30 protein-coding genes and 2 pseudogenes are annotated in these 25987 nt (G+C 62.8%); 15 read left to right on the forward strand and 17 right to left on the reverse strand.

Going from position 1 to position 25987, the window contains the following annotated elements:
- Window positions 1-12: 12 nt before the first annotated feature.
- The 3 genes from G7076_RS10000 to G7076_RS10010 form a co-directional block, all read right to left on the reverse strand.
- The gene (locus G7076_RS10000; RefSeq protein WP_166202488.1) at window positions 13-771 is read right to left on the reverse strand and encodes a class I SAM-dependent methyltransferase; all 759 of its coding nucleotides are present in this window, start codon (window positions 769-771) and stop codon (window positions 13-15) included.
- Between the two features lie 124 nt (window positions 772-895).
- Window positions 896-3091 carry an excinuclease ABC subunit UvrB gene (gene uvrB / locus G7076_RS10005; protein WP_166202490.1) on the reverse strand — a complete coding sequence of 732 codons (2196 nt, stop codon included), beginning with the start codon at window positions 3089-3091 and terminating at the stop codon, window positions 896-898.
- Window positions 3092-3161: 70 nt separating this feature from the next.
- Entirely contained in the window at window positions 3162-3950 is a 789-nt protein-coding gene (locus G7076_RS10010; RefSeq protein WP_166202492.1) for an SDR family NAD(P)-dependent oxidoreductase, read from the reverse strand.
- Between the two features lie 187 nt (window positions 3951-4137).
- Here G7076_RS10010 and G7076_RS10015 point away from each other — a divergent pair, with 187 nt between their 5' ends.
- Both G7076_RS10015 and G7076_RS10020 read left to right on the forward strand, forming a co-directional pair.
- Window positions 4138-4695, forward strand: coding sequence for a DUF3617 domain-containing protein (locus G7076_RS10015; RefSeq protein WP_166202494.1), 558 nt, complete (start codon window positions 4138-4140; stop codon window positions 4693-4695).
- A gap of 26 nt (window positions 4696-4721) precedes the next feature.
- Complete coding sequence (locus G7076_RS10020) at window positions 4722-5204, forward strand: DUF3617 family protein (RefSeq protein ID WP_166202496.1); 483 nt, start codon at window positions 4722-4724, stop codon at window positions 5202-5204.
- A gap of 77 nt (window positions 5205-5281) precedes the next feature.
- Here the strand turns inward: G7076_RS10020 and G7076_RS10025 are convergent, their stop codons facing one another.
- The 3 genes from G7076_RS10025 to G7076_RS10035 form a co-directional block, all read right to left on the reverse strand.
- Complete coding sequence (locus G7076_RS10025; protein WP_166202498.1) at window positions 5282-6004, reverse strand: carbonic anhydrase; 723 nt, start codon at window positions 6002-6004, stop codon at window positions 5282-5284.
- A 14-nt stretch (window positions 6005-6018) separates the two neighbouring features.
- Window positions 6019-7062 carry a TerC family protein gene (locus G7076_RS10030; protein WP_166203567.1) on the reverse strand — a complete coding sequence of 348 codons (1044 nt, stop codon included), beginning with the start codon at window positions 7060-7062 and terminating at the stop codon, window positions 6019-6021.
- Window positions 7063-7129: 67 nt separating this feature from the next.
- Window positions 7130-7306, reverse strand: a complete 177-nt coding sequence (locus G7076_RS10035) for a DUF465 domain-containing protein (RefSeq protein WP_166202500.1) — start codon at window positions 7304-7306, stop codon at window positions 7130-7132.
- A 522-nt stretch (window positions 7307-7828) separates the two neighbouring features.
- Between G7076_RS10035 and G7076_RS10040 the strand changes: the two are divergent.
- From G7076_RS10040 to G7076_RS10060, 6 genes and pseudogenes are all read left to right on the forward strand, one after another.
- Window positions 7829-9705: pseudogene (locus tag G7076_RS10040) on the forward strand (ribonucleoside-diphosphate reductase subunit alpha).
- Window positions 9706-9883: 178 nt separating this feature from the next.
- Window positions 9884-10072: a hypothetical protein gene (locus tag G7076_RS10045; RefSeq protein WP_166202502.1), complete on the forward strand. Its 189-nt coding sequence runs from the start codon at window positions 9884-9886 to the stop codon at window positions 10070-10072.
- Window positions 10069-10281, forward strand: a complete 213-nt coding sequence (locus tag G7076_RS10050) for an LPXTG cell wall anchor domain-containing protein (protein ID WP_166202504.1) — start codon at window positions 10069-10071, stop codon at window positions 10279-10281. Before G7076_RS10045 ends, G7076_RS10050 begins: the two co-directional genes overlap by 4 nt.
- Window positions 10278-10598 (forward strand): hypothetical protein, encoded by a 321-nt coding sequence (locus G7076_RS10055; RefSeq protein ID WP_166202506.1) that lies wholly within the window; start codon window positions 10278-10280, stop codon window positions 10596-10598. The genes G7076_RS10050 and G7076_RS10055 overlap by 4 nt, the downstream gene beginning before the upstream one ends.
- Window positions 10598-10729 carry a hypothetical protein gene (locus G7076_RS12725; RefSeq protein WP_277343919.1) on the forward strand — a complete coding sequence of 44 codons (132 nt, stop codon included), beginning with the start codon at window positions 10598-10600 and terminating at the stop codon, window positions 10727-10729. Before G7076_RS10055 ends, G7076_RS12725 begins: the two co-directional genes overlap by 1 nt.
- Complete coding sequence (locus G7076_RS10060) at window positions 10730-11794, forward strand: ribonucleotide-diphosphate reductase subunit beta (RefSeq protein ID WP_166202508.1); 1065 nt, start codon at window positions 10730-10732, stop codon at window positions 11792-11794.
- Between the two features lie 32 nt (window positions 11795-11826).
- On the opposite strand, the gene G7076_RS10065 is transcribed toward G7076_RS10060, so the two are convergent.
- The 4 genes from G7076_RS10065 to G7076_RS10080 form a co-directional block, all read right to left on the reverse strand.
- A complete protein-coding gene (locus tag G7076_RS10065) occupies window positions 11827-12414 on the reverse strand; it encodes a hypothetical protein (RefSeq protein ID WP_166202510.1) in 588 nt (195 codons plus the stop codon).
- Between the two features lie 421 nt (window positions 12415-12835).
- Window positions 12836-13681, reverse strand: a complete 846-nt coding sequence (locus tag G7076_RS10070; protein ID WP_166202512.1) for a hypothetical protein — start codon at window positions 13679-13681, stop codon at window positions 12836-12838.
- Window positions 13682-13752: 71 nt separating this feature from the next.
- On the reverse strand, window positions 13753-14241 hold the full coding sequence (locus G7076_RS10075; RefSeq protein WP_166202514.1) for a hypothetical protein: 489 nt from the start codon (window positions 14239-14241) through the stop codon (window positions 13753-13755).
- Between the two features lie 90 nt (window positions 14242-14331).
- On the reverse strand, window positions 14332-14577 hold the full coding sequence (locus tag G7076_RS10080) for a hypothetical protein (RefSeq protein WP_166202516.1): 246 nt from the start codon (window positions 14575-14577) through the stop codon (window positions 14332-14334).
- Window positions 14578-14701: 124 nt separating this feature from the next.
- Here G7076_RS10080 and G7076_RS10085 point away from each other — a divergent pair, with 124 nt between their 5' ends.
- Window positions 14702-15031 (forward strand): TraR/DksA C4-type zinc finger protein, encoded by a 330-nt coding sequence (locus tag G7076_RS10085; protein ID WP_166202518.1) that lies wholly within the window; start codon window positions 14702-14704, stop codon window positions 15029-15031.
- A gap of 7 nt (window positions 15032-15038) precedes the next feature.
- Here the strand turns inward: G7076_RS10085 and G7076_RS10090 are convergent, their stop codons facing one another.
- The 3 genes from G7076_RS10090 to purE are packed head-to-tail and all read right to left on the reverse strand — an operon-like array spanning window position 15039 to window position 16927.
- The gene (locus G7076_RS10090) at window positions 15039-15368 is read right to left on the reverse strand and encodes a hypothetical protein (RefSeq protein ID WP_166202520.1); all 330 of its coding nucleotides are present in this window, start codon (window positions 15366-15368) and stop codon (window positions 15039-15041) included.
- A gap of 24 nt (window positions 15369-15392) precedes the next feature.
- Entirely contained in the window at window positions 15393-16472 is a 1080-nt protein-coding gene (locus tag G7076_RS10095) for a 5-(carboxyamino)imidazole ribonucleotide synthase (protein ID WP_166203569.1), read from the reverse strand.
- The gene (gene purE / locus G7076_RS10100) at window positions 16472-16927 is read right to left on the reverse strand and encodes a 5-(carboxyamino)imidazole ribonucleotide mutase (protein WP_166203571.1); all 456 of its coding nucleotides are present in this window, start codon (window positions 16925-16927) and stop codon (window positions 16472-16474) included. Before purE ends, G7076_RS10095 begins: the two co-directional genes overlap by 1 nt.
- Window positions 16928-17101: 174 nt before the next feature.
- On the opposite strand from purE, the gene G7076_RS10105 reads away from it, so the two are divergent.
- The gene (locus G7076_RS10105) at window positions 17102-17677 is read left to right on the forward strand and encodes a GGDEF domain-containing protein (RefSeq protein WP_166202522.1); all 576 of its coding nucleotides are present in this window, start codon (window positions 17102-17104) and stop codon (window positions 17675-17677) included.
- 36 nt (window positions 17678-17713) lie between these two features.
- On the opposite strand, the gene gpmA is transcribed toward G7076_RS10105, so the two are convergent.
- Together gpmA and G7076_RS10115 are read right to left on the reverse strand one after the other, a co-directional pair.
- Window positions 17714-18400 carry a 2,3-diphosphoglycerate-dependent phosphoglycerate mutase gene (gene gpmA / locus G7076_RS10110; protein ID WP_166202524.1) on the reverse strand — a complete coding sequence of 229 codons (687 nt, stop codon included), beginning with the start codon at window positions 18398-18400 and terminating at the stop codon, window positions 17714-17716.
- Entirely contained in the window at window positions 18400-19572 is a 1173-nt protein-coding gene (locus G7076_RS10115; protein ID WP_166202526.1) for a M14-type cytosolic carboxypeptidase, read from the reverse strand. The genes gpmA and G7076_RS10115 overlap by 1 nt, the downstream gene beginning before the upstream one ends.
- A gap of 170 nt (window positions 19573-19742) precedes the next feature.
- Between G7076_RS10115 and ykgO the strand changes: the two genes are divergently transcribed.
- The 4 genes and pseudogenes from ykgO to G7076_RS10135 all read left to right on the forward strand — a co-directional run bounded on the left by ykgO (window position 19743) and on the right by G7076_RS10135 (window position 22603).
- Window positions 19743-19868 carry a type B 50S ribosomal protein L36 gene (gene ykgO / locus G7076_RS10120; RefSeq protein ID WP_006833921.1) on the forward strand — a complete coding sequence of 42 codons (126 nt, stop codon included), beginning with the start codon at window positions 19743-19745 and terminating at the stop codon, window positions 19866-19868.
- Window positions 19869-20019: 151 nt separating this feature from the next.
- Complete coding sequence (locus G7076_RS10125) at window positions 20020-20223, forward strand: hypothetical protein (RefSeq protein WP_166202528.1); 204 nt, start codon at window positions 20020-20022, stop codon at window positions 20221-20223.
- 81 nt (window positions 20224-20304) lie between these two features.
- Complete coding sequence (gene hmgA, locus G7076_RS10130) at window positions 20305-21594, forward strand: homogentisate 1,2-dioxygenase (protein WP_166202530.1); 1290 nt, start codon at window positions 20305-20307, stop codon at window positions 21592-21594.
- 2 nt (window positions 21595-21596) lie between these two features.
- A pseudogene (locus G7076_RS10135) lies at window positions 21597-22603 on the forward strand (fumarylacetoacetate hydrolase family protein).
- On the opposite strand, the gene G7076_RS10140 reads toward G7076_RS10135, so the two are convergent.
- Both G7076_RS10140 and zwf read right to left on the reverse strand, forming a co-directional pair.
- Window positions 22600-23529, reverse strand: a complete 930-nt coding sequence (locus G7076_RS10140) for a 2-dehydropantoate 2-reductase (RefSeq protein ID WP_166202532.1) — start codon at window positions 23527-23529, stop codon at window positions 22600-22602. The pseudogene G7076_RS10135 and the gene G7076_RS10140 sit on opposite strands and share 4 nt — an antisense overlap.
- Window positions 23530-23532: 3 nt before the next feature.
- Window positions 23533-24945, reverse strand: coding sequence for a glucose-6-phosphate dehydrogenase (gene zwf, locus G7076_RS10145; protein WP_166202534.1), 1413 nt, complete (start codon window positions 24943-24945; stop codon window positions 23533-23535).
- A gap of 74 nt (window positions 24946-25019) precedes the next feature.
- Between zwf and G7076_RS10150 the strand changes: the two genes are divergently transcribed.
- Window positions 25020-25943 (forward strand): glucokinase, encoded by a 924-nt coding sequence (locus tag G7076_RS10150; RefSeq protein ID WP_166202536.1) that lies wholly within the window; start codon window positions 25020-25022, stop codon window positions 25941-25943.
- Window positions 25944-25987: the final 44 nt, after the last annotated feature.

Consider the following 25987-nt stretch of genomic DNA (forward strand, 5'->3'; position numbering starts at 1 on the left):
GACCGCCGGCGATCAGCGCGGCTTGACGAACTTCATCATGAAGCGATCGGTCTTGCCGCGGATCGCGGCGTCGAAAACCAGCTTGCTGTGGTCGTCCGCCGGATTCGCGAGCAGTTTGCTGGTACCGGCCAAGCGAAATCCTGCCCGCTCGAAATCGGCGCGCACTACCGCCGGATCGATTCGATGAAGATTCTTGACCGTGGCTCGGGTATCGCCCGGCGCCCCGACATGGTCGATGACGCCGACAACGCCGCCGGGCTTCATCGCCGCATAGAGTGCGCGCACGTAGGCGTCGGGGTCGGTCCGCGGAATCTTGTACTTCTCGGACTCCCAGTAAAGGTCGTGGTACGACAGGTTGATCAACGCCGCATCGAAAGTGCTTGCCGGCGGTGCGAACGCCTCGAACGGATAGCGGACCAGCCTTACGCGCGGCGTACGCGCGGCGATGCCGGCCCAGAGCGCCGCGCCCTTTTCGTCATTGTAGAACTGGTTCGGTTCGTAGGCGGTGACCTCGCCCTTCGGCCCGACGGCATGAGCCATGATTTCGGCCCAATAGCCGGTGCCGCTGATCAGATCGGCGACCTTCATTCCGGGCTTCAGGCCAAGCCAATCGAGAACCTCGGCCGGCTTGCGGCTAGAGTCGAGATCCCGCGCATCGGCCGGCCGGTCGGCGGCCGCTACAGCTTCCGCTACGGCCCGCGACGGTGCCTTCGCCGTTACCGGCGCGGCAAGAGCGATCGATGCAATGGCGAGACAGTGGAGGAATTTCATCGCGGACCTCGTGTGCCGGAATAAGGGAGCCGAACCATGCCGTTCATCGCGTTCGCCCGCAACGGAACGGACGCACGTCGGTCGAAGCGCCGCGTGTGTTGATAGAACAAGGCGTTTTCGCCGGTTAGCGCTTGCTGCCCCACCGACGCTGCGTCTTGCCGAATCCCGTGCGTCTCGTGCCAGGCTTGCCCTGGGTCGCATTGCCCATCGGCCGCGGCGCGGCGCGATCGGCGTGCGGGATGCCGAGGTCGTCTTCCTCCAGCCGCCGGATTTCGTCGCGGATCCTCGCTGCTTCCTCGAATTCAAGGTCCGCCGCGGCCTTGCGCATCCGCTCCTCGAGCTCACCGATATAGGCCTTGAGGTTGTGGCCGACGAGGTGCGGCCGCTCGTCGTCGCCGGTGTCGATGACCACCCCGTCGCGGGTCGACACGTGGGCGATGATGTCGCTGATCTGGCGCTTGATGCTCGCCGGCGTGATGCCGTGCTCCTTGTTGTAAGCTTCCTGCTTTTCGCGCCGGCGCTGCGTCTCGTTGAGTGCCCGCTCCATCGAACCGGTAACCGTGTCGGCGTAAAGGATAACGCGCCCATCGACGTTACGCGCGGCGCGGCCGATGGTCTGAATCAAAGACGTTTCCGAACGCAGGAACCCTTCCTTGTCGGCGTCGAGAATCGCGACCAGCCCACATTCCGGTATATCGAGGCCTTCGCGAAGCAGGTTGATCCCAACGAGCACGTCATAGACTCCAAGCCTAAGGTCGCGAATCAGCTCGATGCGCTCCAGCGTCTCGACGTCCGAGTGCATGTAGCGGACCTTCAGCCCCGCCTCGTGAAGATATTCGGTAAGGTCCTCCGCCATGCGCTTGGTCAACGTCGTCACCAGCGTACGGTAGCCCTTGGCCGCGGTCTGCTTCGCTTCATGAACGAGATCGTCGACCTGATCCTCGACCGGTTTGATCTCGACCGGCGGGTCGATCAGGCCGGTCGGGCGGATGACCTGCTCGGAAAACACACCGCCGGTCTCGTTCATTTCCCACGGCCCCGGGGTCGCCGACACGAAGACCGATTGCGGGCGCATCGCGTCCCACTCGTTGAAGCGAAGCGGCCGATTGTCGATGCAGCTCGGCAGTCGGAAGCCATATTCCGCCAGCGTGATCTTGCGACGGTGGTCGCCCTTGGCCATCGCGCCGATCTGCGGAACCGTCTGGTGGCTCTCGTCAACGAACAGCAGCGCATTGTCGGGTAGATATTCGAACAGGGTCGGCGGTGGCTCGCCCGGTAGCCGTCCGGTTAGGAAGCGGCTGTAATTCTCGATCCCCGCGCAGCTTCCCGTCGCCGCGATCATCTCCAGGTCGAAGTTGGTTCGCTGTTCGATGCGTTGCGCCTCGAGTAGACGGCCTTCCGCGACCAGTTCCTTGAGCCGCTCGGCAAGCTCGTGGCGGATCGCTTCCATCGCCTGCTTAAGCGTCGGGCCTGGAGTCACATAATGGCTGTTCGCATAGACTCGGATGGAGTCGAGGCTGGCGGTCTTCTTGCCGGTCAACGGGTCGAACTCTGTGATCTCCTCGATCTCGTCGCCAAAGAAGGAAATCCGCCACGCACTGTCCTCATAGTGCGACGGGAAAATCTCGAGGCTGTCGCCACGCACCCGGAAATTGCCGCGCGCGAAAGCCGCGTCGTTGCGCTTGTACTGAAGCGCGACGAGCTTCCTGATGATCTCCGACTGGTCGACCGACTGGCCTTTCTTCAGGTCGAAGATCATCGCCGAGTAGGTTTCGACAGAGCCGATGCCGTAGAGGCAGCTTACCGACGCGACGATGATCACATCATCGCGCTCCAGAAGCGCCCGCGTCGCCGAGTGGCGCATGCGGTCGATCGCCTCGTTCACCGAGCTTTCCTTCTCGATGTAGGTGTCGGTGCGTGGCACGTAGGCTTCGGGCTGATAGTAATCGTAGTAGCTGACGAAGTATTCGACCGCATTCTCCGGAAAGAAGTTCTTGAACTCGCCGTAGAGCTGCGCCGCTAGTATCTTGTTTGGCGCCAGCACTAACGCCGGGCGCTGGGTCTCCTGAATAATCTGCGCCATCGTGTAGGTCTTGCCGCTGCCGGTCACGCCGAGAAGCACTTGGCTCATCTCGCCATTGTCCCGGATGCCCTCGACCAACTCCCGAATCGCGGTTGGCTGGTCGCCGGCCGGCTCATACTCGCTGGTCAGCTTGAACTTCCTGCCGCCTTCAGCCTTTTCGGGCCGCGCCGGCCGGTGCGGGACGAAGGTGTCGCCGGTGTCCGGCTCGGCAAGGGAGGTACGGATCTGGATCGCCATCGCCGCCATATGGGGTCGTGCCCGGCGGCGGACAATCTCGGCAGGCAAGCCCGATCGACCTTATTCGCGGCTAGCCCGCGACGTACCCGCCGTCGACCATGTAAATCGCGCCGTTGCAGTAAGACGATGCGTCGCTCGCAAGGAAAGCGAGCAGGTGGGCGACCTCCTCGTTCGTGCCGTAACGCCGCATCGCGATGCTCGCTTCGATGCCTCCGCGCAGCGCCGCGGGGTCGTCCGGCGAAAGCTGCCTCTGGAGGGAGTCGATCATGCGATTGTCGATCGGACCCGGCCCGACGGCGTTAACCCGAATGTTCGACGGACCAAGCTCCAGCGCTGCGGTTTTGACAAGTCCGTAGACCGCATGCTTGCTCGCGATGTACGGGGCCATCGCCGGAAAGCCGATGACACCGGCAATAGAAGACAACGCTATGATCGAACCGCCGCCGCGCGCCTTGAGCGGCGCCACGCAATGCTTCATCGCCAACCAGACGCCGGTAACGTTGGTCCTCATCGTGCTCTCGAATTCCGCGACGGACAGCGCTTCGATCGGTTTCAGGACGCCCTCCGTCCCCGCATTGGCAATCAGGATGTCGAGCCCGCCGAAGCGCTCGACCGTCGCCGCCACCGCCGCCGACATCCCCGCTTCGTCCGTCGCATCACAGATGCTGTCGCCCACCTCCCCAAGGGCGGCGAGCCGGCTCTTGGTCGCTGCCATCTTTTCATTCGAGCGGCCCACGAGCATGACCCTCGCACCAAGCTCAAGGAACAGCTTCGCCGTGGCTTCTCCAATGCCCCCGGTTGCGCCCGTGACGATCGCCACCTTGCCGTCGAGCCGCTGCTTTCCGACCGAATTGCTCATCGCTGTCTCCCCGGTTGCGCCGTCGGTCCGGACGTCCCGGATGCGTCTGGATTCCTGGGCTACGCGCCAGCCATTTGGCTAAACATCGGGTAACACCCTGAGAGTTGACGCCTGCCACCTCGTCCGTTCTTCCGCGTTGCCAAGGCCCGACTGTCGTTTATGCTGAAGTGAAGGCCACAATGCGGAGATGATGATGCGCCGACTAGCACTTTGGGTTTCACTCCTCTTGCTCTCCGCTTGCGATCGCGGGGCTGAAGTCTCCGTCGAAAATGCGACTCCGGAGGAGGTGGCTGCCGAGATGAAGAAGAGCGGCGTCGCCCAGGACCTGCGCAAGCCCGGACAATGGTCGACGTCCATGGCCGTGGCCCAGATCGAGGCGCCGGGCATGCCGCCCGAGGCTCTGAACCAAATGCGCGCAATGATGGGCAACGGGCAAACGACCGAACGTTGCGTCACTGCGGAGGAACTGAAGCAAGTGGACAGCTTCATCGGGCAGAACAATGCCAATTGCCGTTTCGAACATTACCGCGTGTCGGGCGGCAAAATCGACGGCAAGGCAAAATGCACGCAAGGCGCCGTCAATCAGACGATGACCATGAATGGCAGCTTCACGGAGAACTCGAGCGACATGACGATCCGATCAGAAACTGCAGGCGGCCCTCCGGGCCAGAACATGACGGTAACGATGAATATCAAGTCGAAGCGGCTTGGCGAGTGCAAGCCGGACAACGCCGCACAGCGCTGAGTGCAGAAACGGGAGAGGAAATTTTGATGCGTAAACTGGTCTTGGCAGCACTGCCCGCATTGATGCTTGGCGCTTGCGGTGGCGAAAGCGCGCCGCCGGCGAACGAGACTGCGGCCGCGGCCGTGCCCGTCGCTTTCCCCATCGGCGAGTGGGAGGTGAGTTCAACCGTCGAGCGCATCGCATCGACCGATGGAAGCACGCCGGCCAGTCCGGCGAAGCAGGGCGACAAGGCGACCCGCAAGGCCTGCGTCGCCGACGCCGACCAATTGTCGAAGCTGTTTGCGGAACAAGGCGCGGACTGCAAAGTCACCACCACGTACGCGCGCCAGGGACGGATCAACACCGCCTACCAGTGCAAGCGTTCGGGTGGACTCACGACGCCGACGGTCAACGGCCGCTACACCGCCGACACGCTCGACGTGACCGTGGATACGGCAAGCATGCTCAGCGGCAGTGGCGACTATCAGATGACCGAAAAAGTCACGGGTAAGCGCCTCGGCGATTGCTAGGCTTTCAAGAAAAGAAGAAAGGGCGCGACCGTTTTGGGGTCGCGCCCTTTCGTTTGTCGGCCGTCCTCCCTGGCTTCTTAACCGCGATCGAAGAAGTCGACCCGGCCGGTGTCGAGGTCGTAGTAAGCGCCGACCACCTTCAATTTCCCTTCGGCAATCGGCTTGCCGAGTAGCGCATCGGTTGTCTCGCGAAGGGTCCGCGCGACGTGCCGGACGTTCATGTGAATAGAATGGTCGAGCAGATCCTTGCCGCCGAGCGTCGCCCGCGCATCAACGACCGCCGGAAGGATTGGCTGCACCATCCGCGTCAGCGACGACGGCAGTTGCTCGTTGTTAAGGACCAGCTTGGCCGCCGCGTCGACAGCGCCGCAGCGCTCGTGCCCAAGCACCACGATCAGCGGCACGCCCAGCGCCGCCACCGCATAAGCCAGGCTGCCGTAGCCCGCGTCGTCGACATAATTGCCGGCGGTGCGGACGATGAACAGCTCGCCAAGCCCGGCGCCGAACAGATGCTCGGGCCCGACGCGGCTATCAGCGCAGCCGACCAGCGCAGCGAACGGCGCCTGGCCCTTGGCCAGTTCCAGCCGCCGCTTGGTCGAGATGTCACTCGATGGCGCGCGGTCGGCGACAAAAGCCTCGTTCGCGCGGATCAGCCGGGCCAGTGCTTCGTCGGCGGTCAGGCTAGTCTTGGGCGGACCGGCCGGCGCGGCAGACGAGGCCGCGGCGCTGGTGGCAACAGCGGCGGTCGCCGCGGCTCCCAAGCCCATGAACGTTCGACGGTCGGTACTCAGGACGGACATTTGCATTTCCCCTTTCAGGTTTTGTTGTCGGCCAAATCGTCGAGCTGCGCCCGAGTCGCAGCGTCATTCTTCGCCGGCCATTCCGGCTCGGGCTGTCCGCGCGTCTTCCATAGCGAGTAGCCGATTCCAGTGCCGATGAGTGCTGCGGTCACGCCCAGGCTGACTGCTGGCGGAAATTTGTCCCCGCCGAGCACGAAGTCGGCGACAAAGATCTTTGTGCCGATGAATACCAGCACCGCGGCAAGCGCATATTTGAGGTAGTGGAAGCGGTGAACCATCGCCGCCAGCGCAAAATAGAGCGCGCGCAAGCCGAGGATCGCCATGATGTTCGACGTGTAAACGATGAACGTATCGGTGGTGATGGCGAAGATCGCCGGCACGCTGTCCACCGCGAACACGAGGTCGGCAAGGTTTATGACCACAAGTGCCAGGAACAAGGGCGTTGCCGCAGTCACCAGCTTGCCCGTTTTCTCATCCGGTACCTTGACGAAGAAATGCTGGTTATGGAGTTCCTTGGTGACCCGCATGTGGGTCGATAACCAGCGCACGACCGGGTTCGAGGCGACGTCCATCGGTTTGTCGCCGGCGAAGAACATCTTGATCCCGGTCGCGATCAGGAAGGCCGCGAAGATATAGAGAACCCAATAGGCCTCGGCGACCAGCGCAGCGCCCCCTGCGATCATGATCCCGCGAAGGACGATCACGGCGATGATGCCCCACAGCAGCGCGCGATACTGATATTTCGCCGGGATCGCGAAAAAGCTGAAGATGAGGCTGATCACGAAGACATTGTCGATCGACAACGCCTTCTCGATGAAAAAGCCGGTGAAATATTGCATCCCGGGTTCCGCCCCGCGCTCGGACCAGATCCACGCGCCGAACGCCAGGGCCACAAGGATATAGAAGCCAGTTAGCTTGAAGCTTTCCGCGATTTCCATTTCCCGGTCTTCCTTGTGCAGGAAGCCCAGGTCGAACGCCGTAAGCGCAGCAACTAGGCCAAGGAACGAGAGCCAGAACCAGGCAGGCGTGCCAAGCCAGTCGGCAGCGAGAAATTCCATCATCTTCAATACCCCTGTTTGGGAAAACGCACGGGCGCGCTCGGGCTTGCCCGGCGCGCCCGCTCTGTCAGCCAGCTCGGCTCGGTTTCGTGACCATCCGGCGCAGCATGTCCTTGGCTTTAAGCTTGAGCTTCTTCAGGCGCATCAGCTTGAACACATCTGGAGCGCGGTGTCGCTGCTCACGACGGATCAGTTCGTCGATCCGCTGGTGGCGAAGCATGATTCGAAACATTCGGCGTGACATTGTCGTCTCCTCTTCAAAAGCCGTTGCTTTCGATCGGAGATCCGGTGGCCCGAGGGGGTGGGAGGGCATCGAAGCGCACCGGATTATCCGATGCGGTCCGACATCACGCCAGTTACGACTGGCGCCAGAGGGGCCCGGTCCGCGCTGACTAAATGAACGCAGAGAGGATCATTTTCAAGTGGTCCTTGAAAACCCATCTCCCGCGATGCGTGTCCCCATCGCCACAGCCCCCTCTACGCGCCCGATTTTTTTCACCGCCGGTTAATTTTTCGCTTGTGCCCGGACTCGGTTTTAAACACTATATGTAGCGTCTCAACGGGGGTTGCGCTCAATCTATTGTGATTGGGGCCGAAGATACCTATCTTCGGCAAGCGGCTTCGTGCGTCCCTGTGGATATCGGGGACACGGGCCAGAAAGACCCCGCGGCGAGATGTTTTTAGGGTAGGTTCGCTGCTTCGGCGCCGAGTCGAACGTTTAGCGAACAAGTGGCCGCGAAGGCTGCGACTGTGATGGGGTGAGGACATGGATTTTTCGACGGGCAATGACGTTCCGACCGGCGACGTGACGGCCACCCAGGCCAAGCGCACCAGTAAGACCGTCGACGCGCGCGCATTCGATGTCGTCACGGACGAATCGCGCGATTCGCTGCTGACCGAATTCGGCAAGGAGACGCTTAAGGACCGCTACCTGCTGCCGGGCGAGAATTACCAGGACCTGTTCGCCCGGGTCGCCTCGGCCTATGCCGACGACGCTGACCACGCGCAGCGCATCTACGACTATATTTCGAAGCTATGGTTCATGCCGGCAACCCCCGTCCTTTCGAACGGCGGCACCGGCCGCGGCCTGCCGATCAGCTGCTATCTCAATAGCGTCGACGACAGCCTGGAAGGCATCGTCGGCACGTGGAACGAGAATGTCTGGCTCGCCTCGCGCGGCGGCGGCATCGGCACCTATTGGGGCGCGGTGCGTGGCATCGGCGAACCGGTCGGCCTCAACGGCAAGACCAGCGGCATCATCCCGTTCGTCCGCGTGATGGACAGCCTGACACTCGCTATTTCGCAAGGCTCGCTGCGCCGCGGCTCGGCCGCCTGCTACCTCGACATCAACCACCCGGAGATCGAGGAATTCCTTGAGATCCGCAAACCTTCGGGTGACTTCAACCGCAAGGCGCTGAACCTCCACCACGGCGTGCTTATCACCGACGAATTCATGGAAGCGGTCCGCGACGGCATCGATTTCACGCTTCGTAGCCCGCGCGACGGGTCCGAGCGCGGAAGCGTCAACGCCCGCGCCCTGTTCCAGAAGCTGGTCGAGACCCGGCTCGCTACTGGCGAGCCATACATCGTCTTCTCAGACACCGTGAACCGGAACATGCCCAAGCATCACCGCGACCTGGGCCTCAAGGTGTCGACCTCCAATCTCTGCTCGGAGATCACGCTTCCGACCGGCAAGGACCATCTCGGCGCCGATCGCACCGCCGTCTGCTGCCTCTCCTCTCTCAACCTCGAAACCTGGGACCAATGGAATGGCGACAGGATGTTCATCGAGGACGTCATGCGCTTCCTCGACAATGTCCTAAGCGACTATATCGCCCGCGCTCCGGACGAGATGGCCCGCGCCAAGTACAGCGCCGAGCGCGAGCGTTCGGTCGGCCTTGGCGTGATGGGCTTCCACTCTTTCCTCCAGGCGCGCGGCCTGCCGTTCGAAGGCGCGATGGCCAAGTCGTGGAACCTCAAGATCTTCAAGCACATCCGCGCCCAGGTCGACGAGGCGTCGATGATGCTCGCGCAGGAACGCGGCCCCTGCCCAGACGCTGCCGACATGGGGGTGATGGAGCGGTTCAGCTGCAAGATGGCGATCGCTCCGACCGCGTCCATCTCGATCATCACCGGCGGTACCAGCGCCTGCATCGAACCGATCCCGGCCAATATCTACACACACAAGACGCTGTCGGGCAGCTTCTCGATCAAGAATCCCTATCTCGAGAAATTGCTGACCGAGAAGGCCAAGAACAGCGACGCGACGTGGAACTCGATCCTCGAGCGGGCGGCTCGGTCCAGCACCTCGACTTCCTCACGCCAGAGGAAAAGGACGTCTACAAGACCAGCTTCGAGATCGACCAGCGCTGGCTGATCGAGCTCGCCGCCGACCGCACGCCCTACATCGACCAGGCGACCTCGCTGAACCTGTTCATACCTGCCGACGTCGACAAGTGGGACTTGCTGATGCTTCACTTCCGCGCGTGGGAGCTTGGCATTAAGTCCCTCTATTATCTTCGTTCCAAGTCGGTCCAGCGCGCCGGATTCGCCGGCGGGGTCGAGGCGGACAACACGCCCGAGCTCAAGGAAATCCAGCTCGCCGCGACCACCGACTATGACGAGTGCCTCGCATGCCAATGACTTTGGCAGCCGCTCTCGTCGTCGCCCTGCTGGTGATCGTCATCGCGGGCGCCTCGCTCAAGCGCAAGCGTGGGCGGAAAGACTGAGATGAGCACCATCATCGCCCTTATCGTGATCTCCGCCATCCTCGGCGCGGCTTTCCTTGCGCCGGGCGGACGCGGCTCGGAACATTAGGGCAATGACCTACGCCAACCTCATCATGCTCGGCCTCGGCCTGGTCGCCTTCGCGATCGGCGTGACATTGCTCGTCCGCCCCGCCGCGACCCCGCAGGGCGCCTATGTCCGGCGGATTTCGGGCGCAATGATCCTTGCGCTCGGCATCGCCCTGTCGATCTTTGCGTTCGGGCTGAAAGGCGTCGGCCGATGACCGTCAACGAGAGCCTGGCGCTGGCCATTGGCCTCGGTGCGATTGCCGCCGGGGGAATGCTGATCTTCCGCCGCCGCCGCGAGGGCAATTCGCGCGGCAGCCAGGGCGGGGTCATCCTGCTGCTGATCGGCGCGATGGCGGTGGTCTATGGCCTCGGCCTCACCAAATACCGCCCCTCCCCGTCGGAGCTGGAGGCGATGCACCGATGAGCCGCCGCGCCCTCACCCTCCTTCCGCTGCTCCTTCTCGCCGCCTGCTCGGCGCAGCAGCAGGCGGACGCGGTCGCGCCTTCCGCGCCAGGCTTCCTGCTCGGCCTGTGGCACGGCTTCATCTTCCCGGTCGCCTGGGTCGTCTCGCTCTTCGTGGACAAGGTCGCCGTCTACGCTGTCCCCAACAACGGCGGTTGGTATGATTTCGGCTATTTCCTCGGGATTGTCGTGTTCGGGGTCGGCGCCCGCAAGACGCATGTCGTCTACAAGGACCGGGTCATCGATGTCCGCGCCAAGCGGGTGGAGGATATAGGCTGATGACCACGACGCAGATCGTCCTCGTCGTCGCGCTTGTCGCGGTGCTCGCCATCCTCCTCATTGCTCGCGGCTCCGGCCCAAGCGTCACCCATATCGAAACCCGCAAAGACCAAGATTCAGGAGACCGTTAAATGCCCCTCCTTCAAGCGTCCCGTCAGTACAAGCCGTTCGAATACCCGTGGGCGTTCGAATATTGGAAGCGCCAGCAGCAGATCCACTGGATGCCAGAGGAAGTGCCGCTCGGCGAGGATTGTCGCGACTGGGCGCAGAAGCTGACCGATCACGAGCGCAACCTGCTCACCCAGATCTTCCGCTTCTTCACACAGGCCGACGTCGAGGTGCAGGATTGCTACCACGACAAGTATGGCCGCGTGTTCAAGCCGACCGAGGTGAAGATGATGCTCACCGCCTTCTCCAACATGGAGACGGTGCACATTGCCGCCTACAGCCACCTGCTCGACACCATCGGCATGCCCGAAAGCGAGTATAGCGCCTTCCTCCAGTACAAGGAGATGAAGGACAAGCACGACTATCTCTCCACCTTCGGCGTCGACACCGACGAGGATATCGCCAAGACGCTCGCCATGTTCGGCGGCTTCACCGAGGGGCTGCAGCTGTTCGCCAGCTTCGCGATGCTGATGAACTTCCCGCGCTTCAACAAGATGAAGGGCATGGGCCAGATCGTCAGCTGGTCGGTGCGCGACGAGAGCCTCCACTGCGAGGGCATCATCAAGCTGTTCCACGCCTTCGTGAAGGAGCGCGACTGCCTCACCAAGCAGGTCAAGGACGAGATCATCGACACCTGCCAGAAGACGGTGCGGCTGGAAGACGCCTTCATCGACCTGGCGTTCGAGATGGGCCCGGTCGAGGGCATGACCCCCAAGGCGATCAAGAAGTATATCCGCTACATCGCCGACTGGCGCCTGGGCCAGCTAGGCTTCCAGCCGATCTACATGGTCGACGAGCACCCGCTGCCGTGGCTTGCGCCGATGCTCAACGGGGTTGAGCACGCCAACTTCTTCGAGACCCGCGCGACCGAATATTCCAAGGCCGCGACCAAGGGCAATTGGAATGAGGTGTGGGACAATTTCGACCGCCGCCAGAAGGCCAAAGCCGCGAATGATGCGCCTGCTGAGGAGGAAGCGTTGGGCGAGGTGGATATGTTCGGGCAGACAAGCGGAGTCGCGGCGGAGTAAGAGCGCGATGAAATCGCCATGATTTCCAGGCGCTAATGCGTCCAATCTAGCTTTAGAGTTTCGAAGTGCCAGTGGAGTTGCTCCGGGGTAGCGCCGGGCACGTCGTTGACCCGCCGCAGCATAGCCTCCCCTTCGATCCGGACCGGTCGCCCGTCCATGTCGTTCGCGGTGATGATGATCGGCGCGCTGTAGTAGGTCGATCCCGCCGCACCCTCCATCGTTCCGGCCGGCACCGCGACGCTGATCTTGCCGAGGTCCGCGAATATCTTCGCGAACACGACCTGGCTCCATCTCGCCTTGTCGGCCGGGCTCAACAGCGCCCACGCCTGATTGAATTCCTTCAGCTCTATCGCCCGCGCGAAGGACAGCAGCACGTTGCGCGCGCTTTTCTCCCCGCGCTCCGCTTCTGGGGTCAGATTGGGCGGCGCCAAGTCCGGTCCCGCGGTATCGGCGGGCTCGGCAGTCGGCGAAGCGGGCACGGCGCTCCGGTTGAGATCAACATGCGCTTCCGCCGTTGGCTCCGAGCTCGAAAGGTTGCGGTTGGTGGCGGGCTGCTCGGGCTCGCATGCGCACAGCAACGGGATCGGGATCAGGGCGGCGCAGAATATTGGTCGAGGCATTCCGTCCAGAACGGGGCAAGCTCGCCGCGCGTTCCGCGGTTGTCTTAGGCTCCTTTGGATTGATCGACGGATTCTGGAACGGCTTGGCGCGCCAGCGCAGTCCTCATTTCCCGCCTCGTATCCGGCGAATGCGTACCGAGGTGTCGATTACAGCCGACATGGCAGAGTCGAATGTTCTGCCAGTGGCTAGTGCCGCCTGACGACTTAGCTTGCAGTGTTCAATCGTTGCCCTACGACGAGTTGCGAGTAGACTGAAGCTCATTTTCGATCCACATCGCCAACATCCAGCACCGTAAGCCTTCCGGAGGGCTTCGAGGCGTCTCCGGGACTTCTCACGCTTGAATATCCACGGATTGAGATACTTGGCGATGAACTTCTTTCCCATGCCTAGACTGTAAGGTACCTCGGCCGGGGCGCGGCTCTACGCGGATGCGGGCGCTTGCGTCGCAAGCGCACTCGTCCGCTCGGCGCCGCCGGCGCGCCAGCCGAGCCAGCTGGCGGCCGCGCCCATCGCGATCCCGCTCGCCACCATTGCCCAACTCGGCACGTTGCCAAGTCCGCGAAGCGCCGACTGAAGCAAGCCGATGTCACCTGTCGTGGCCATCACCAGCATCTGCAGCGCGACAAACATGGCGGTCACCAGGAACGGCTTGGCCCTTGGCCCAAAGCGCAAGTAAACGACCAGACAGAAAGCGACGGCCAGTGCGTCCGAAAACAGAATCGAAGGCAGGATCTTGTCGAAATCCGCCGGTCCGCGCACCGCGAAGGCTGGAACGCCGGCGATGTCCAGCAACCGGCTGAACGGGCTTTCGAACAGGATGATCGGCGTGCCCAGCATATAGCCGGCATGGCTCCACACGCTGCGCCGGTGCTTCAATGCCCTGTAATATAGGGTGAGATAGGCCGCCACGGCCACCAGCAGTCCGGTCAGGAAAGCCGGGCCGAGCATCATCGTCACCGGATTCTCGGCCGAATCCCCGCGCAGGAAATTCTTGGCGGTTACGTCGATGATCCCCATCAACCCGCCGATCAGCACCGGAAACAGGAACAGGCTTGCCGTCCCGACCGTCCGGTGCAGCGGCAATTGCTTCTTCTGCACCGCCCAACTCTGGAACAAGACCATCAGCACCCACAGGCTGCTGATCGCGCCGTGTAGGTGAAACTGCCAACGCGACGTATCAAGGATCGACCAGTAACTCGGCCAGAAACCGGCCAGGATGACCGCGATGACCCCCGCGACCCAGTAAGGCGCGCTGCGATATGGCATGGAGAAGCCCCCTCTTCCTTTGCTCAGCTATACCAGCCACGATGGTCCGTTGCGAGGCCGACGCCCTGCGGTCACTCTTCATCCGTGTCCTTGGGGTCGGTCGGCGGGCGCACGCAGGCGTCGAGCTCGGCCTTGGACGGGGTCTTGGCCAGGTTCGCGTTGAAAATCGGCTTGCCCTCGCTCCAGATTTGGACGGAGGTTGCCCCGCCAATCATGGCGCGCAGCTCCGGCCCCATGTAGAAAGCCAGCGAGCCGGGCGAGTCCTTGTCGTCGGGGGACGCCCAGCCCTTGGCCGGTAGCCGCCGTTTCGGGTCGCCCGTCGATACTTCGATGGGGATGTCGATGGCCCAGCCGCGCCCGTCGAACGCATGGTCGACAAGGTCGAGGATCGGGTCCTCGTCACCCTGGCCGATGCCGCCCCGAATCCACTTTTCCGACTTGTTGTGCATGGTCCAGTGGCAGCCGACATCCCCATCCACCTCGAACGGCACAAGCGGCCGAGCTTCGGGAAAAGGCGTCGCAAGCATAACCGCCGCCGCAATCATGTTCGCGCTGATCATTGGGGCCCCCCGCTGTTTTGCGCGCAGAATGTCGCCCGTGCCGAAGGCCGAGTCCAGAAGTTTAACCGACGTTACAGGAACGGCGCTGCTTTAGAGGTGCGCCGTAACTTCCCTCGGCGACCATCCGGAGTAGCTTGCGAAGCCGGCCAGGATGACGACCAGTAGAAGGGCGGACAGCGCAATGCCGATCGCCACCGTCCGCCGGTCGCGCTCGTTGCGGTCCGGAATCAGCGTCTTCTTCTCGGGCGACGGCGGGTTGCGGCGGATCCGCGAACCCGGAACGCCGCTGGGCGTCAGATTGATGGACTGCTTCGTCGTTGCAAGCGGACTGGCCATAGCCGACCGGACTAGCGAAGATGCGTTACCATCCGGTTAGGACGGCCATTCCTGCCCATTCGGGTATTCCCCAATGGCCAGCGCATCGCCCACCCAGCATGAAGCTGTCGAAGGAAGAACGACCATGTCCGATCTTGCGAGTGCCGCGAAACCGCGCCTGCAATCCACCCTCGCCGAGCTCGAGGCCCGTCTGACCAACGTGGTGCACGATCTCGACGAGCCGGCGGACCGCGATCTCGAAGAGCAGTCGATCGAAGTCGCGGACGATGAAGCGCTGGAGCATCAGGCCCATCTGATCTCGCGGGAGATCGCCTCGGTCAAAGGGGCTCTCGCCCGCATTGAGGGCGGCAGCTACGGAATTTGTGTGCGCTGCGGCGGCAAAATCGCGGCCGAGCGACTGGAGGCCCGGCCCGAGGCGGCGCTCTGCATCCATTGCGCGCGCTCGAACGGCTGAATCGCGCTCACGCCGCGCGCTTCGCCCGCGCCTTGGCGAACAGCTCCGCCTCATTCTTCTTGCGTAACCGCATGGTTACCTCGGCGGTGTGATCGACGCCCGACGGGTTGCAGCGCGGATGACACAGGCGAAAATCCTGCAGCGCCTCGCCGATTACACCGGGAACGACGGGTTCAATCGCGGCGCCCTGGTCGTGCCCCTCGACAAGGTCGAAACGCATCGGCCGCCGGCACCGCGCGCAATTGTCGCCGTCGCGGGCCCGAAGCGCCGCCACGCGCTCGGCCGCCTTCTGGCGCCGATACTTCCACGGGTTGAAATATCTGGTGAGGAACGACATGCCCAAGGCTTAGCGCGACACCGGTTACCGGTCGGTGAAAGCGGCGCCGGCGCCGACCCTGGTGACGTGCCCCATCTTGCGGCCGGGCCGGACCTCGCCCTTGTCGTAAAGGTGAACCGCTGCGCCCTGTTCGGCGATCAGCTCGGGCCACCGCTCGACATCGGCGCCGATCAAATTCTCCATCTCCACCGAGCCATCGACCAAGCCGGGGTCGCCGAGCGGAAGGCCGCAGATGGCGCGGATGTGTTGCTCGAACTGGGACGTCTTCGCCCCCTCGATCGTCCAGTGGCCGCTATTGTGGACCCGCGGCGCGAATTCGTTGACCAGCGGCCCGTCCGCGGTGGCAAAAAATTCGACCGTCAGCACGCCGACATGGCCGAGCGCGGCGACGATCGCGCCCGCGATGCGCTTTGCCTCCTCCGCCTGGCCAGCGACCAGCGGTCCGCCCGGGACGATGGAGCGGCGCAGGATCCCGCCATCGTGAATGTTGCGGGGCGGATCGAAGCTGCGCACCGCGCCGTCCTGCCCGCGTGCGACGATGACGGAGAATTCCGCCTCGAACGCAATTCCGGATTCGGCGACTGCCGGCTGGCGGCCGATGGCCTCGTAGGCCTGTCTCGCTCCACCTTGGGAGCGCGCCCACGACTGGCCCTTGCCATCGTAACCGAAGCGGCGGGTCTTGAGCACCAGCGGGAGGCCGATCTCTTCTTCTGCCGCTCCTGCATCCGCGACCGATTCGACGCGGCGCCATGGCGCGACCCTGGCACCTGTGGATTCGAGGAATTCCTTCTCCAGCGCCCGATCCTGCGCGACCTCCAGGCTCCGCGTTCCGGGCAGCAGCTTGGCGCCAAGCGCGGCGAGCGGCCCAACCGGCACATTCTCGAACTCGTAAGTGACGACGTCGCACAAGGCCGCGAATTCCGCGATTCGCTGCTGATCCGTGAATTCGCCGCGCGTGAACGATCCACTGACCGCGACCGCGCAAGGCGCATCATGGGGATCGTAGATATGGCAGCGGTAGCCGAGACGGGCTGCGGCGATCGCCATCATCCGGCCTAGCTGGCCGCCACCGACAATGCCCACAGTCGAACCGGGCGGAAGAATCACTCGGGGCTCTCGCCTACGCTGGCCGTCTGGTCTGCGCGCCACTTTTCGAGCCGCTCGGCAAGAGCAGGATCCTCATTCGCGAGCATCGCCGCGGCGAGCAGGGCAGCATTGACGGCACCGGCCTTGCCGATGGCCAGCGTGCCGACCGGAACGCCGGCGGGCATCTGGACGATGGAGAGCAGGCTATCCATGCCCTTAAGCGCCTGGCTCTCGACCGGTACGCCAAGCACCGGGAGCAAAGTCATGGACGCGCACATGCCCGGCAGATGCGCGGCACCGCCCGCTCCAGCGATGATCGCTTTCAAGCCGCGTTCGCGCGCGGTCTGGGCATACTCATAAAGTCGCCTGGGCGTGCGGTGAGCCGAGACGACTTTTACTTCATGGGCGACCCGCAAAGCATCGAGCATCTCCGCGGAATGGCGCATCGTCTCCCAATCGGAACGGCTGCCCATGATGATTCCGATCCTGGGCCCGTCCACGAGTTCCTCCCTGCGCTCAGGCCGTGGGTTTAGGAAGAAGCGCTGGCGGGCGCAATCGTCCGCAATCGGGACGGACACGTGAATCGGGCGTTTCGCCAGCCCTTAACCTCTGTTATATTCTGGCGAACATTGCGGGCTAATGCAGACATGGACAGCAAGGTGCACAGCGCCGATCCTCAGGCGCTGCTGGGTGAGATTGAACTCCTCCGAAGCGAGGTTGCGCGGCTCCAGTCCCGAGTCGAGCATCTCGATCGGCTGTCGTGCATGGACCCGCTGGTCCCCGCCGCCAATCGCCGAGGATTGGTTAAGCAGTTATCGATGATCCTCGCCCGCCACGAGCGCCACGGCGTTCCCGCGGCAATGCTTTTCATCGATGTCGACGGGCTGAAGTCGATTAACGACCGTCACGGTCACGGCGCCGGCGATGCCGCGCTGATCCATCTGACCGAGCTGATGTCGTCAGGGGTTCGCAAGACCGACCTCGTTGCTCGAATCGGCGGCGACGAGTTCGCGATCCTTCTCGATCACAGCCCGATAGACGTTGCCGTCGAAACCGCCCGTCGCCTTGCCGAGCAGGTCGCCGATAGCGACTTCATTCACGACGGCACCGCGCTGGAGCTCAGCGTCGCAATTGGCCTCGCCATGATCGAACGCGGCGACACACCGGAAAGCGTACTCGATCGCGCCGACCAGGCGATGTACCGCCGCAAAAACGCGGCCTAGTGGGTCCTCTGGATCGGCTAAGGTGCGTTCTCGCGCCTAGCGCTCGCTGAGATAGTAACGGTCGCGCACGGCGAGATCCTCGCCCAGCTCATAGACAATCGGCTGTCCGGTCGGGATCTCCAACCCGACGATGTCCTCGTCCGATATGCCCGAAAGATGCTTTTCGAGCGCGCGAAGCGAGTTGCCGTGGGCTGACACGACAATCCTTTTGCCCTGCCGCAAAAGCGGTTCAATTTCCGCCTCGTAGTAGGGTAGGACACGCGCGATCGTATCCCTGAGGCTCTCCGTCCCGGGAACTTCGATTCCCGAGTAGCGCCGGTCGCCAGCCAATACCCAAGGGCTGTCCGGCTCGAGCGGCGGCGGCGGGATGTCGAACGACCGGCGCCAGATCTTCACCTGCTCGGCGCCGACCTTGTCTATCATCTCTTGCTTATTGAGCCCAGTCAGCCCGCCGTAGTGCCGCTCGTTCAACCGCCAGTCCTTCGTCACCGGCAGCCACAACCGGCCCATTTCATGAAGGACAAGGTGAAGCGTTCGGATTGCGCGCGTCAGGACCGACGTAAAGCAATGGTCGAAATCCATGTTCTTGTCCGCCAGCATTCGGCCGGCATCGCGGGCTTCCGCGATACCCTTGTCGCTCAGGTCGACGTCCCACCAGCCGGTGAACCGATTTTCGAGATTCCACTGCGACTGTCCGTGGCGCAGCAGGACGAGGGTCGGCATCAGGCCTCCGCTTTCTCTTCGCTGCGGGCCGGCGCTTTTGCCGAAGACGTTTTCAGTTCCGGCAGGATCGCGTGGAGCGCATCGAGACAGGAGGATGCGAGATATTTCGAGCGCTCCGGCGACCAGCCGTAAAGCTCATCGGGCAGGTCGCTATTATCCTTGAACGGCATTTCCAAAGTCATCGAGACGCAGCCATAGCGTTCCGCCAGCTGGGTCGTGGACATCGACATGTTGGCCTGTCCCGGCGGCGGGATTTCATAGCCCTGCCGGGTCTGGAAATCCGGCGAGAGACGCTCGAGCGAATCGCTGAACAGCTTGAACAACTCGTTCTGCCGTTCGGTTAGCGAAGGAATACCTTCGAAGCCGGCAAGGAAGTTGGCCGGAATCGCCTCGTCGCCGTGAACGTCCATGGCGAAAACGGGTGGGTCCTGATCCATGGCATTGCGGACCACCAGCACCTCCGGGCTCTTTTCCATTGTCGGCGCGTGCCATTCGCGGTTGAGATTGATGCCGACCGCATTCGTGCGCAGGTGACCGCGGCGCGAACCGTCGGGATTCATGTTCGGAACAACGTGGAAGGTGCATTCGCTGCGAAGGACGCGAGCGACGGGATCGTCGGGATCGGTCAGCTTCTCAAGCGCGCCTTCCATCCACCACTCCGCCATCGTCTCGCCCGGATGCTGGCGGGCGTAGAGCCAGACGGTGAGGTCACCCTCGCCAATGCTCAGGCAGTCGATATCCTGACCGTCGATGCTTTTTCCCAGGCTTCGGTATCCGACGCCCGGGAGGGCCGCGACCGTTGAGACGAGGTCGTGGTGCCGCTCCATCGAATAGGGCGCGAAATAGGCGACCCAGACAATGTCCGTTTCCGGCCTGAAGCGAATGGTCAGCGTTCCGTCGGAATAGCTGGTGTCCGCGATCCGGGTCCAATCCTCCCTGTCGAGCGAAACGCAGGCCTTATATCCCGGCCAGCCGTCCGGATAAGCGGCGCCGCCGCAATTGGTGATCTTCAGCGTGACTTCACGCCCGCCAGCACCTGCCAGACGGAAGTGAAACCATTGATAGAATTCGCTCATGTGATCGTTGACAATTTCCAGCTCGGCATTGTCGCCATGCTGGGACACGACGCGAATGTTGCCGGAATCGAACGAACTTGAGATGGTGAGCGCCATGGTGCCTGTCTTATGCTGGGATTTGCTGGCGGGCCTGATAGAAAAGCATCGGCCCCGTGCCTAGCCCCGGTCACCCACGCCTTGACTTGGCCGAGTGCCGCATCTAGTGGAGCGCCCGGTTCAAAAGACCCCCGAAATCCTAAACAACAAGAACGAGCAGGCGCCCGGCCATGAAGATTCGCAATTCCCTCAAGTCGCTCAAGTCGCGTCACCGCGATTGCCGGGTGATTCGCCGTCGCGGCCGTACCTACGTCATCAACAAGACGAATCGGCGCTTCAAGGCTCGCCAGGGCTAAAATCGCGGCCTGACGGCCCGCATCGATTTCATTCAATTGGCCGGGCAAGTCCCGGCCTTTTGTCGTTGTGCGATTGTCCCAAGGAACATTGACGCCCGAAAGCGCGTTCGTTTCGGCAGCGATAATAATTGTTCAACAGGGAGTATCTGACATGGCCGATCCGAACGAACCACCGGTCGAACGCACCACGATCGTCGAAACGAACGGTGGCGGCGGCGGAGGCGGAGTGCTCGCCGTCGTTTTGCTAATCATCGTCGTGCTGGTGTTGCTGTTCGTGTTCCGTGACCAGCTTGGCTTCGGAACTCAAGACACCGACATCAACATTCCGGACAAGATCGAAGTCAACGTCAACTGACGCGGCTTTGACCCGCGCGCCATTGGCGCGTAACGCCCCCTCGTCGCCACCTGGCAGCGAGGGGGTTGTTGCATTAGGGCCATGAGCAGCGAACTGCAGTATCTGACCGGCTTTGGCGGTCACTTCGAAAGCGAAGCCGTCCCCGGATCATTGCCGAAGGGCCGGAACAGCCCCCAGCGCCCGCCGTTCGGACTTTATGCCGAGCAACTGAGCGGAACCGCGTTCACTGCGCCCCGTCACGAGAACCGACGCAGCTGGCTCTACCGGATGCGGCCCACGGCCGATCACCGGCCGTTCACGCCTTACGAAGGCGCGGAGCTCTTCACATCTGGCACGGGTGAGGAGCCGCTGGCACCGAATCGCCTGCGCTGGGACCCGCCCGCCGACCTGCCCGAGAATACGGACTTCGTCGACGGCCTCGTGACGATGATGGCCAATCGAGCGCCCGAGGACCTCACAGGCGTTGCGGTTCATCTCTACCGCACATCGAAGAGCATGGAGCGGAGAGTCTTCGTCGATGCCGATGGCGAACTGCTGATCATTCCCCAGTCGGGGACACTCAGGATCTTCACCGAGCTCGGGCGCCTGGACGTACCGCCCGGCTGGGTCGCGATCATTCCGCGCGGAATGAAATTCCGGGTCGACGTCGATGCGGAATGCAAGGGCTATGTCGCCGAGAATTACGGCGCGCCGTTCCGGCTGCCTGACCTCGGGCCGATTGGCTCGAACGGATTGGCCAACCCACGCGATTTCGAAACTCCGACGGCCGCATTCGAAGACATCGACGAAGCGCACGAGGTCATACAGAAATATCTCGGCAGCTTGTGGGCGACGAAGCTGGACCACAGCCCGCTCGACGTGGTGGCCTGGCACGGCAACCTCGTGCCTTATCGCTACGAGCTGGCGCGCTTCAACACGATCGGGACGGTCAGCTACGATCACCCCGATCCCTCGATCTTCACCGTTCTGACCAGCCCTTCGGAGACGCCGGGCCGCGCGAACGCCGACTTCGTGATTTTCCCACCGCGCTGGATGGTCGGCGAGGACACCTTCCGTCCGCCCTGGTTCCACCGCAACGTGATGAGCGAGGCGATGGGCCTTATTCACGGCGCTTACGATGCCAAGGAAGGCGGCTTCGCCCCCGGCGGCCTTTCGCTTCACAATCTGATGAGCGGTCACGGGCCAGACATCGAAAGCTGGCGGAAGGCGAGCGAAGTCGAGCTCAAGCCGATGAAGATCGAAAACACCATGGCGTTCATGGTCGAGAGCTGCTGGCCGTACAGGCCAACCCGTTACGCACTCGACCGTGCGCAAGCCGATTATGACGAAGCCTGGGCAGATTTCCCCAAGGCGAAATTGCCCCGGAGTTAGACATGAAACTCGCTTCCCTGAAAGGCGGCCGCGACGGCCGGCTCGTCGTCGTTTCGAACGACCTCGCCTGGTTTGCCGATGCAGGCCATATCGTCCCGACCCTGCAAGGCGCGCTCGACGAATGGGACAGGTACGAACCCTTGCTTCGCAACCTTGCCACCGATCTTGAACATCAGGCCATTCCCCGGATGCGCTTTCATGAGCGCGACGCCGCGTCGCCTCTCCCGCGCGCCTATCAGTGGGCCGACGGCTCGGCCTATGTGAACCACGTTGCGCTGGTCCGGCAGGCGCGGGGGCGGAGATGCCCGACAGCTTCTGGCACGATCCCCTGATGTATCAGGGTGGGTCGGACGCCTTCCTCGGACCGCGCGAGGATATCCCGTTGGCGGACGAGAGCTGGGGTTGTGATCTCGAGGCAGAGGTCGTGGTCGTCACCGGCGACGTTCCGCAGGGAGTCAGCCCCCAGGAAGCGCTGAAGCACGTCCTCCTGGTTGGACTTACAAACGACGTTTCTCTCCGCAACCTTATCCCGGGGGAGCTCGCCAAGGGCTTTGGTTTCTTCCAGTCGAAGCCAGCGTCGAGCTTTTCGCCTGTGTTCGTCACCCCGGACGCACTTGGCGAGCGCTGGAAGGACGGCAAGCTTCACGGATGCCTGATGGTCGAACTGAATGGACAGCCGTTCGGCCGAGCCGATGCTGGCGAAGACATGACCTTCGATTTCGGCACGCTCATCGCCCATGCCGCCAAGACCCGGCGCCTCGGTGCGGGGACGATTATCGGTTCGGGAACGGTCTCAAACCGTGACACCGATGGCGGCCCTGGCAAGCCCGTCGCCGAAGGGGGGCTCGGCTACAGCTGCATCGCCGAGGTGCGGATGGTCGAAACGATCCTTCGCGGATCGCCGGAAACCGGATTCCTGAAAGCTGGCGATACCGTCGCAATCACGATGAACGACGATCGCCATCACCCGATCTTTGGAATGATCGAGCAAAAGGTCGTGGCAGCCTAGGCCAGCCCGCGGCCCTCGGCCATCAGACGCGTCATTGCGTACAGCTGGTGAAGGTTAGGAGCCGGGATGCCGTGCCTCGCTGCCAATTCGAGCGGAGCGCCAAGCAACGCCTCGATCTCGATCGGCCTGCCAGCCTCGACGTCCTGAAGCATCGACGTCCTGAATGCTCCGAGCCGTTCGGTGACGGCAATGCGATCTTCGCCCGACTCCGTAATTGGGCAGCCTATCGCCACGCCAATCGCGCGCGCTTCTTCCATGCAATCGAGGATCAGCGGCCGACATTCCGCGATAATCCGGTCCGCCGTTGCCAATGTCAGCGCAGACAACGGATTCATCGTCATATTGCCCCACGCCTTGTACCAGATGTCCCGGCGGACCGCCTTGCTGGCTTCGGCTCGGATTCCGGAATCTTCGAACAAGGCGCAGAGCCGGCGAACGCGATCGCTGTCGCCGCCTTCTGGTTCGCCGAGGATGATCTTGTCGGCGTGCTGGACACGGATTTCTTGGCCTTCACGGCGAACAGCCGCATGCACCACGGTTCCCACGACCTGGGGCAAGGGCAGACTGCGGCCAATGCGTCCCTGGGGGTCGACGCTGGCGAGCGGAGGATTGGTGAACCACCAGGGCACGCCGTTGATCATCGGCACGATAACCGTATCCGGCCCAATCAGCCGCGCAGCGGCTTCGGCCGCATTGGCCAGTGCGAAAGCTTTGACCGCGAAGATGACGACGTCCTGCGCGCCAATGCCGGCCACGCTGTCAATCACGTTTAGCGCGACTTGCCGAACGCCATCCCCCTCGCCTAGCGTTAGCCCGCTGGACCTCTGCCCAGCCCGGACCAGCAAGGTCGGCTCATGTCCGGCAAGTGCCAGCCTGCCGGCGATCCAGCCGCCAATCGCGCCTCCACCGACAACGGTTATCGTCATTGCTCAGTCGTGCCAGACGCGGCCATCGCGCTTCACCAATGCGTCCGCTACTTCCGGACCGAGGCTTCCCTCCTGATAAACCTCCGGCGTTTTTGCAGTCTCCGTCCAACACGCGCGAACCGCGTCGATCCACTGCCACTGTGCTTCGACTTCGTCGCGGCGCACGAACAGGGTCTGATCGCCCTCGATGAGATCCAGCAAGAGCCGCTCATAGGCGATGCGCCGCCGTGGGCCGGCGAACGCGTCCGGCATCGAGATGTCGAGCGGCACCTCGCGAAGCTTGATCCCGCCCCGGTCGAGGCCGGGGACCTTGGCCATCACCGAAAGATGAATGTTCTCCTGCGGCTGGATGGCGATAATCAGCCGATTGGGAACGCTGTTCGCTCCACGCGAAGCAAAGATATTGTGGGGGATCGGCTTGAACTGGACCACGATCTCGGTTCGCCGCTCGGCCAGCTTCTTCCCCGTTCTGAGGTAGAAGGGCACCCCCGCCCATCGCCAGTTATCGACATTGGCCTTGAGCGCGACGAACGTTTCCGTGGCGCTGTCTCGTTTCAGTTCGGCATCATAGCCTTCATATTGGCCGAGCACGCTGTCATCGCAGGTGATTGGACGAAGCGAGCGGAGGACCTTGACCTTCTCGTCGCGGACGGCGGTCGCGTCAAAGCTTGACGGCGGCTCCATGGCCACCAGGGCGAGAAGTTGCAAAACGTGGTTCTGGACCATGTCACGAAGTGCCCCGACCCCATCATAATAGTCGACCCGACCTTCAAGCCCGACGGTCTCGGCAACGGTGATCTGGACGTGGTCGATATGTTCTTCGTTCCACAAAGGCTCGAATAGGACGTTGGCGAAACGCAGCGCCAGAAGGTTCTGGACGGTCTCTTTCCCCAGATAGTGATCGATCCGGAAGATCCGGTCTTCCGGGAAAGCCGAAGCGACCGCGTCGTTGATCTCACACGAAGATTGAAGATCGGTGCCAAGCGGCTTTTCGAGGCCTATCCGTACACCATCATGCGCTAGGCCCGCGGCCTGAAGCCCGCGAATGGTCGGTTCGAACAGGCTCGGCGCAGTCGACAGGAAAATCGACAATCCGTCGCTCGTGTCCTCAAGCTTCTCCGAGAGACGCGAAAATCCATCGTCGCCGGCGAGGATGTCCATCGGGTGGTAGTAGAGATGCTCGAGGAATGCCGGAATGGAGGCCCCGTCGCGGTCGTGGCCGGGAAGGAACTCGCTGAGCGCATCTTCCGCCATGTCGCGATAGCCACGGTCGTCGAGCGCGGACCGTGCCGTTCCGACGATCCTCAAATCCTTCGGCAGCAGGCCATCGTCATAGAGGGCGTAAAGCGAAGGAAGCAGCATCCGCCGCGCAAGGTCGCCGGTCGCCCCGAACAACAATAGCGCGCTCGCACCCATTGATTATATCCTTCCTTCGATCGTCGCCCGAGGGGGGGTAGTCATCCGCCGCGGCGCCGTCCACATGCGGGCCCATGAATCGCGTGATTGCCGTTGCCGACATCGGGGGAACGAACGCCCGCTTCGCGACCGCCGAACTCGACGGGACCTCTGTTCGTTCCGTCGGCCAACCGATTACGCTGCGAACTTCGAATTATCCGACGTTCGCCGATGCCTGGCGCACGTTCGCCGCGACCCTTGATGGGGGTGCTCCGGATTCGCTGGGCCTGTCGTTCGCCGGTCCGGTGGACGCGCGACGAATCCGGCTCACCAACAACCACTGGACGATTGATCCAGACGAGCTTCGCAAGATGGGAATTGTCCACTTCAAGATCGTCAACGATTTTGCAGCCGTGGCCTATGCCCTCGAGCAGCTCGGCGACGTGCACTTGCGCTTCCTGTGCGGGCCCGATGGGCCATTGCCGGGCGATGCAATCATAACTTTGCTCGGGCCAGGAACGGGCTTGGGGGTCGCGCAGATCGTGCGCGGCGAAGTGGTGGAGACCGAGGGCGGCCACGCGGGGTTCGCGCCAGCGGACGAGGTCGAAGAGAGGATCCTGGAACTCGTCCGTAAGAGGCTCGGGCGCGTCGAGATTGAGCATATCGTGAGCGGACCGGGGCTGGCGAACATCCATCTCGCTCTGACGGGTGAGGACAGGGAAGACGAGACGTTGTGGAAACAAGTTCTGGCCGGCGACACGTTGGCCGCGTTCGACCGCTGGTGCGCCATCCTCGGCGGGTTCGCCGGTGACCTTGCTCTGGTGCAAGGAGCGGACGCCGTGGTCGTAGCGGGAGGTCTCGGTTATCGGCTCCGCGAAAAGCTGGCGGCAACTCCGTTCCAGGATCGGTTCGTCGCCAAGGGCCGGTTCGAAGCGCGCATGCGGTCCATTCGGGTCCGGATTCTGGACCATCCTCAACCGGGCCTTCTTGGCGCTGCGGTCGCGTTCGCACACGGGTAAACCGCAATAGTCATTGGAGTTGTCCAAGCGCACATTTTCCCGCG

Origin of the sequence: Sphingomonas sp. HDW15A (assembly GCF_011301715.1) — a bacterium.
Taxonomy (GTDB): domain Bacteria; phylum Pseudomonadota; class Alphaproteobacteria; order Sphingomonadales; family Sphingomonadaceae; genus Sphingomicrobium.

Coding starts and splice junctions, on each gene's coding strand:
- G7076_RS10000 (WP_166202488.1), bottom strand. CDS start 771: ATGAAATTCCTCCACTGTCTCGCCATTGCATCGATCGCTCTTGCCGCG.
- uvrB (WP_166202490.1), bottom strand. CDS start 3,091: ATGGCGATCCAGATCCGTACCTCCCTTGCCGAGCCGGACACCGGCGAC.
- G7076_RS10010 (WP_166202492.1), bottom strand. CDS start 3,950: ATGAGCAATTCGGTCGGAAAGCAGCGGCTCGACGGCAAGGTGGCGATC.
- G7076_RS10015 (WP_166202494.1), top strand. CDS start 4,138: ATGATGATGCGCCGACTAGCACTTTGGGTTTCACTCCTCTTGCTCTCC.
- G7076_RS10020 (WP_166202496.1), top strand. CDS start 4,722: ATGCGTAAACTGGTCTTGGCAGCACTGCCCGCATTGATGCTTGGCGCT.
- G7076_RS10025 (WP_166202498.1), bottom strand. CDS start 6,004: ATGTCCGTCCTGAGTACCGACCGTCGAACGTTCATGGGCTTGGGAGCC.
- G7076_RS10030 (WP_166203567.1), bottom strand. CDS start 7,062: ATGGAATTTCTCGCTGCCGACTGGCTTGGCACGCCTGCCTGGTTCTGG.
- G7076_RS10035 (WP_166202500.1), bottom strand. CDS start 7,306: ATGTCACGCCGAATGTTTCGAATCATGCTTCGCCACCAGCGGATCGAC.
- G7076_RS10045 (WP_166202502.1), top strand. CDS start 9,884: ATGACCTACGCCAACCTCATCATGCTCGGCCTCGGCCTGGTCGCCTTC.
- G7076_RS10050 (WP_166202504.1), top strand. CDS start 10,069: ATGACCGTCAACGAGAGCCTGGCGCTGGCCATTGGCCTCGGTGCGATT.
- G7076_RS10055 (WP_166202506.1), top strand. CDS start 10,278: ATGAGCCGCCGCGCCCTCACCCTCCTTCCGCTGCTCCTTCTCGCCGCC.
- G7076_RS12725 (WP_277343919.1), top strand. CDS start 10,598: ATGACCACGACGCAGATCGTCCTCGTCGTCGCGCTTGTCGCGGTGCTC.
- G7076_RS10060 (WP_166202508.1), top strand. CDS start 10,730: ATGCCCCTCCTTCAAGCGTCCCGTCAGTACAAGCCGTTCGAATACCCG.
- G7076_RS10065 (WP_166202510.1), bottom strand. CDS start 12,414: ATGCCTCGACCAATATTCTGCGCCGCCCTGATCCCGATCCCGTTGCTG.
- G7076_RS10070 (WP_166202512.1), bottom strand. CDS start 13,681: ATGCCATATCGCAGCGCGCCTTACTGGGTCGCGGGGGTCATCGCGGTC.
- G7076_RS10075 (WP_166202514.1), bottom strand. CDS start 14,241: ATGATCAGCGCGAACATGATTGCGGCGGCGGTTATGCTTGCGACGCCT.
- G7076_RS10080 (WP_166202516.1), bottom strand. CDS start 14,577: ATGGCCAGTCCGCTTGCAACGACGAAGCAGTCCATCAATCTGACGCCC.
- G7076_RS10085 (WP_166202518.1), top strand. CDS start 14,702: ATGTCCGATCTTGCGAGTGCCGCGAAACCGCGCCTGCAATCCACCCTC.
- G7076_RS10090 (WP_166202520.1), bottom strand. CDS start 15,368: ATGTCGTTCCTCACCAGATATTTCAACCCGTGGAAGTATCGGCGCCAG.
- purE (WP_166203571.1), bottom strand. CDS start 16,927: ATGGGCAGCCGTTCCGATTGGGAGACGATGCGCCATTCCGCGGAGATG.
- G7076_RS10105 (WP_166202522.1), top strand. CDS start 17,102: ATGGACAGCAAGGTGCACAGCGCCGATCCTCAGGCGCTGCTGGGTGAG.
- gpmA (WP_166202524.1), bottom strand. CDS start 18,400: ATGCCGACCCTCGTCCTGCTGCGCCACGGACAGTCGCAGTGGAATCTC.
- G7076_RS10115 (WP_166202526.1), bottom strand. CDS start 19,572: ATGGCGCTCACCATCTCAAGTTCGTTCGATTCCGGCAACATTCGCGTC.
- ykgO (WP_006833921.1), top strand. CDS start 19,743: ATGAAGATTCGCAATTCCCTCAAGTCGCTCAAGTCGCGTCACCGCGAT.
- G7076_RS10125 (WP_166202528.1), top strand. CDS start 20,020: ATGGCCGATCCGAACGAACCACCGGTCGAACGCACCACGATCGTCGAA.
- hmgA (WP_166202530.1), top strand. CDS start 20,305: ATGAGCAGCGAACTGCAGTATCTGACCGGCTTTGGCGGTCACTTCGAA.
- G7076_RS10140 (WP_166202532.1), bottom strand. CDS start 23,529: ATGACGATAACCGTTGTCGGTGGAGGCGCGATTGGCGGCTGGATCGCC.
- zwf (WP_166202534.1), bottom strand. CDS start 24,945: ATGGGTGCGAGCGCGCTATTGTTGTTCGGGGCGACCGGCGACCTTGCG.
- G7076_RS10150 (WP_166202536.1), top strand. CDS start 25,020: ATGAATCGCGTGATTGCCGTTGCCGACATCGGGGGAACGAACGCCCGC.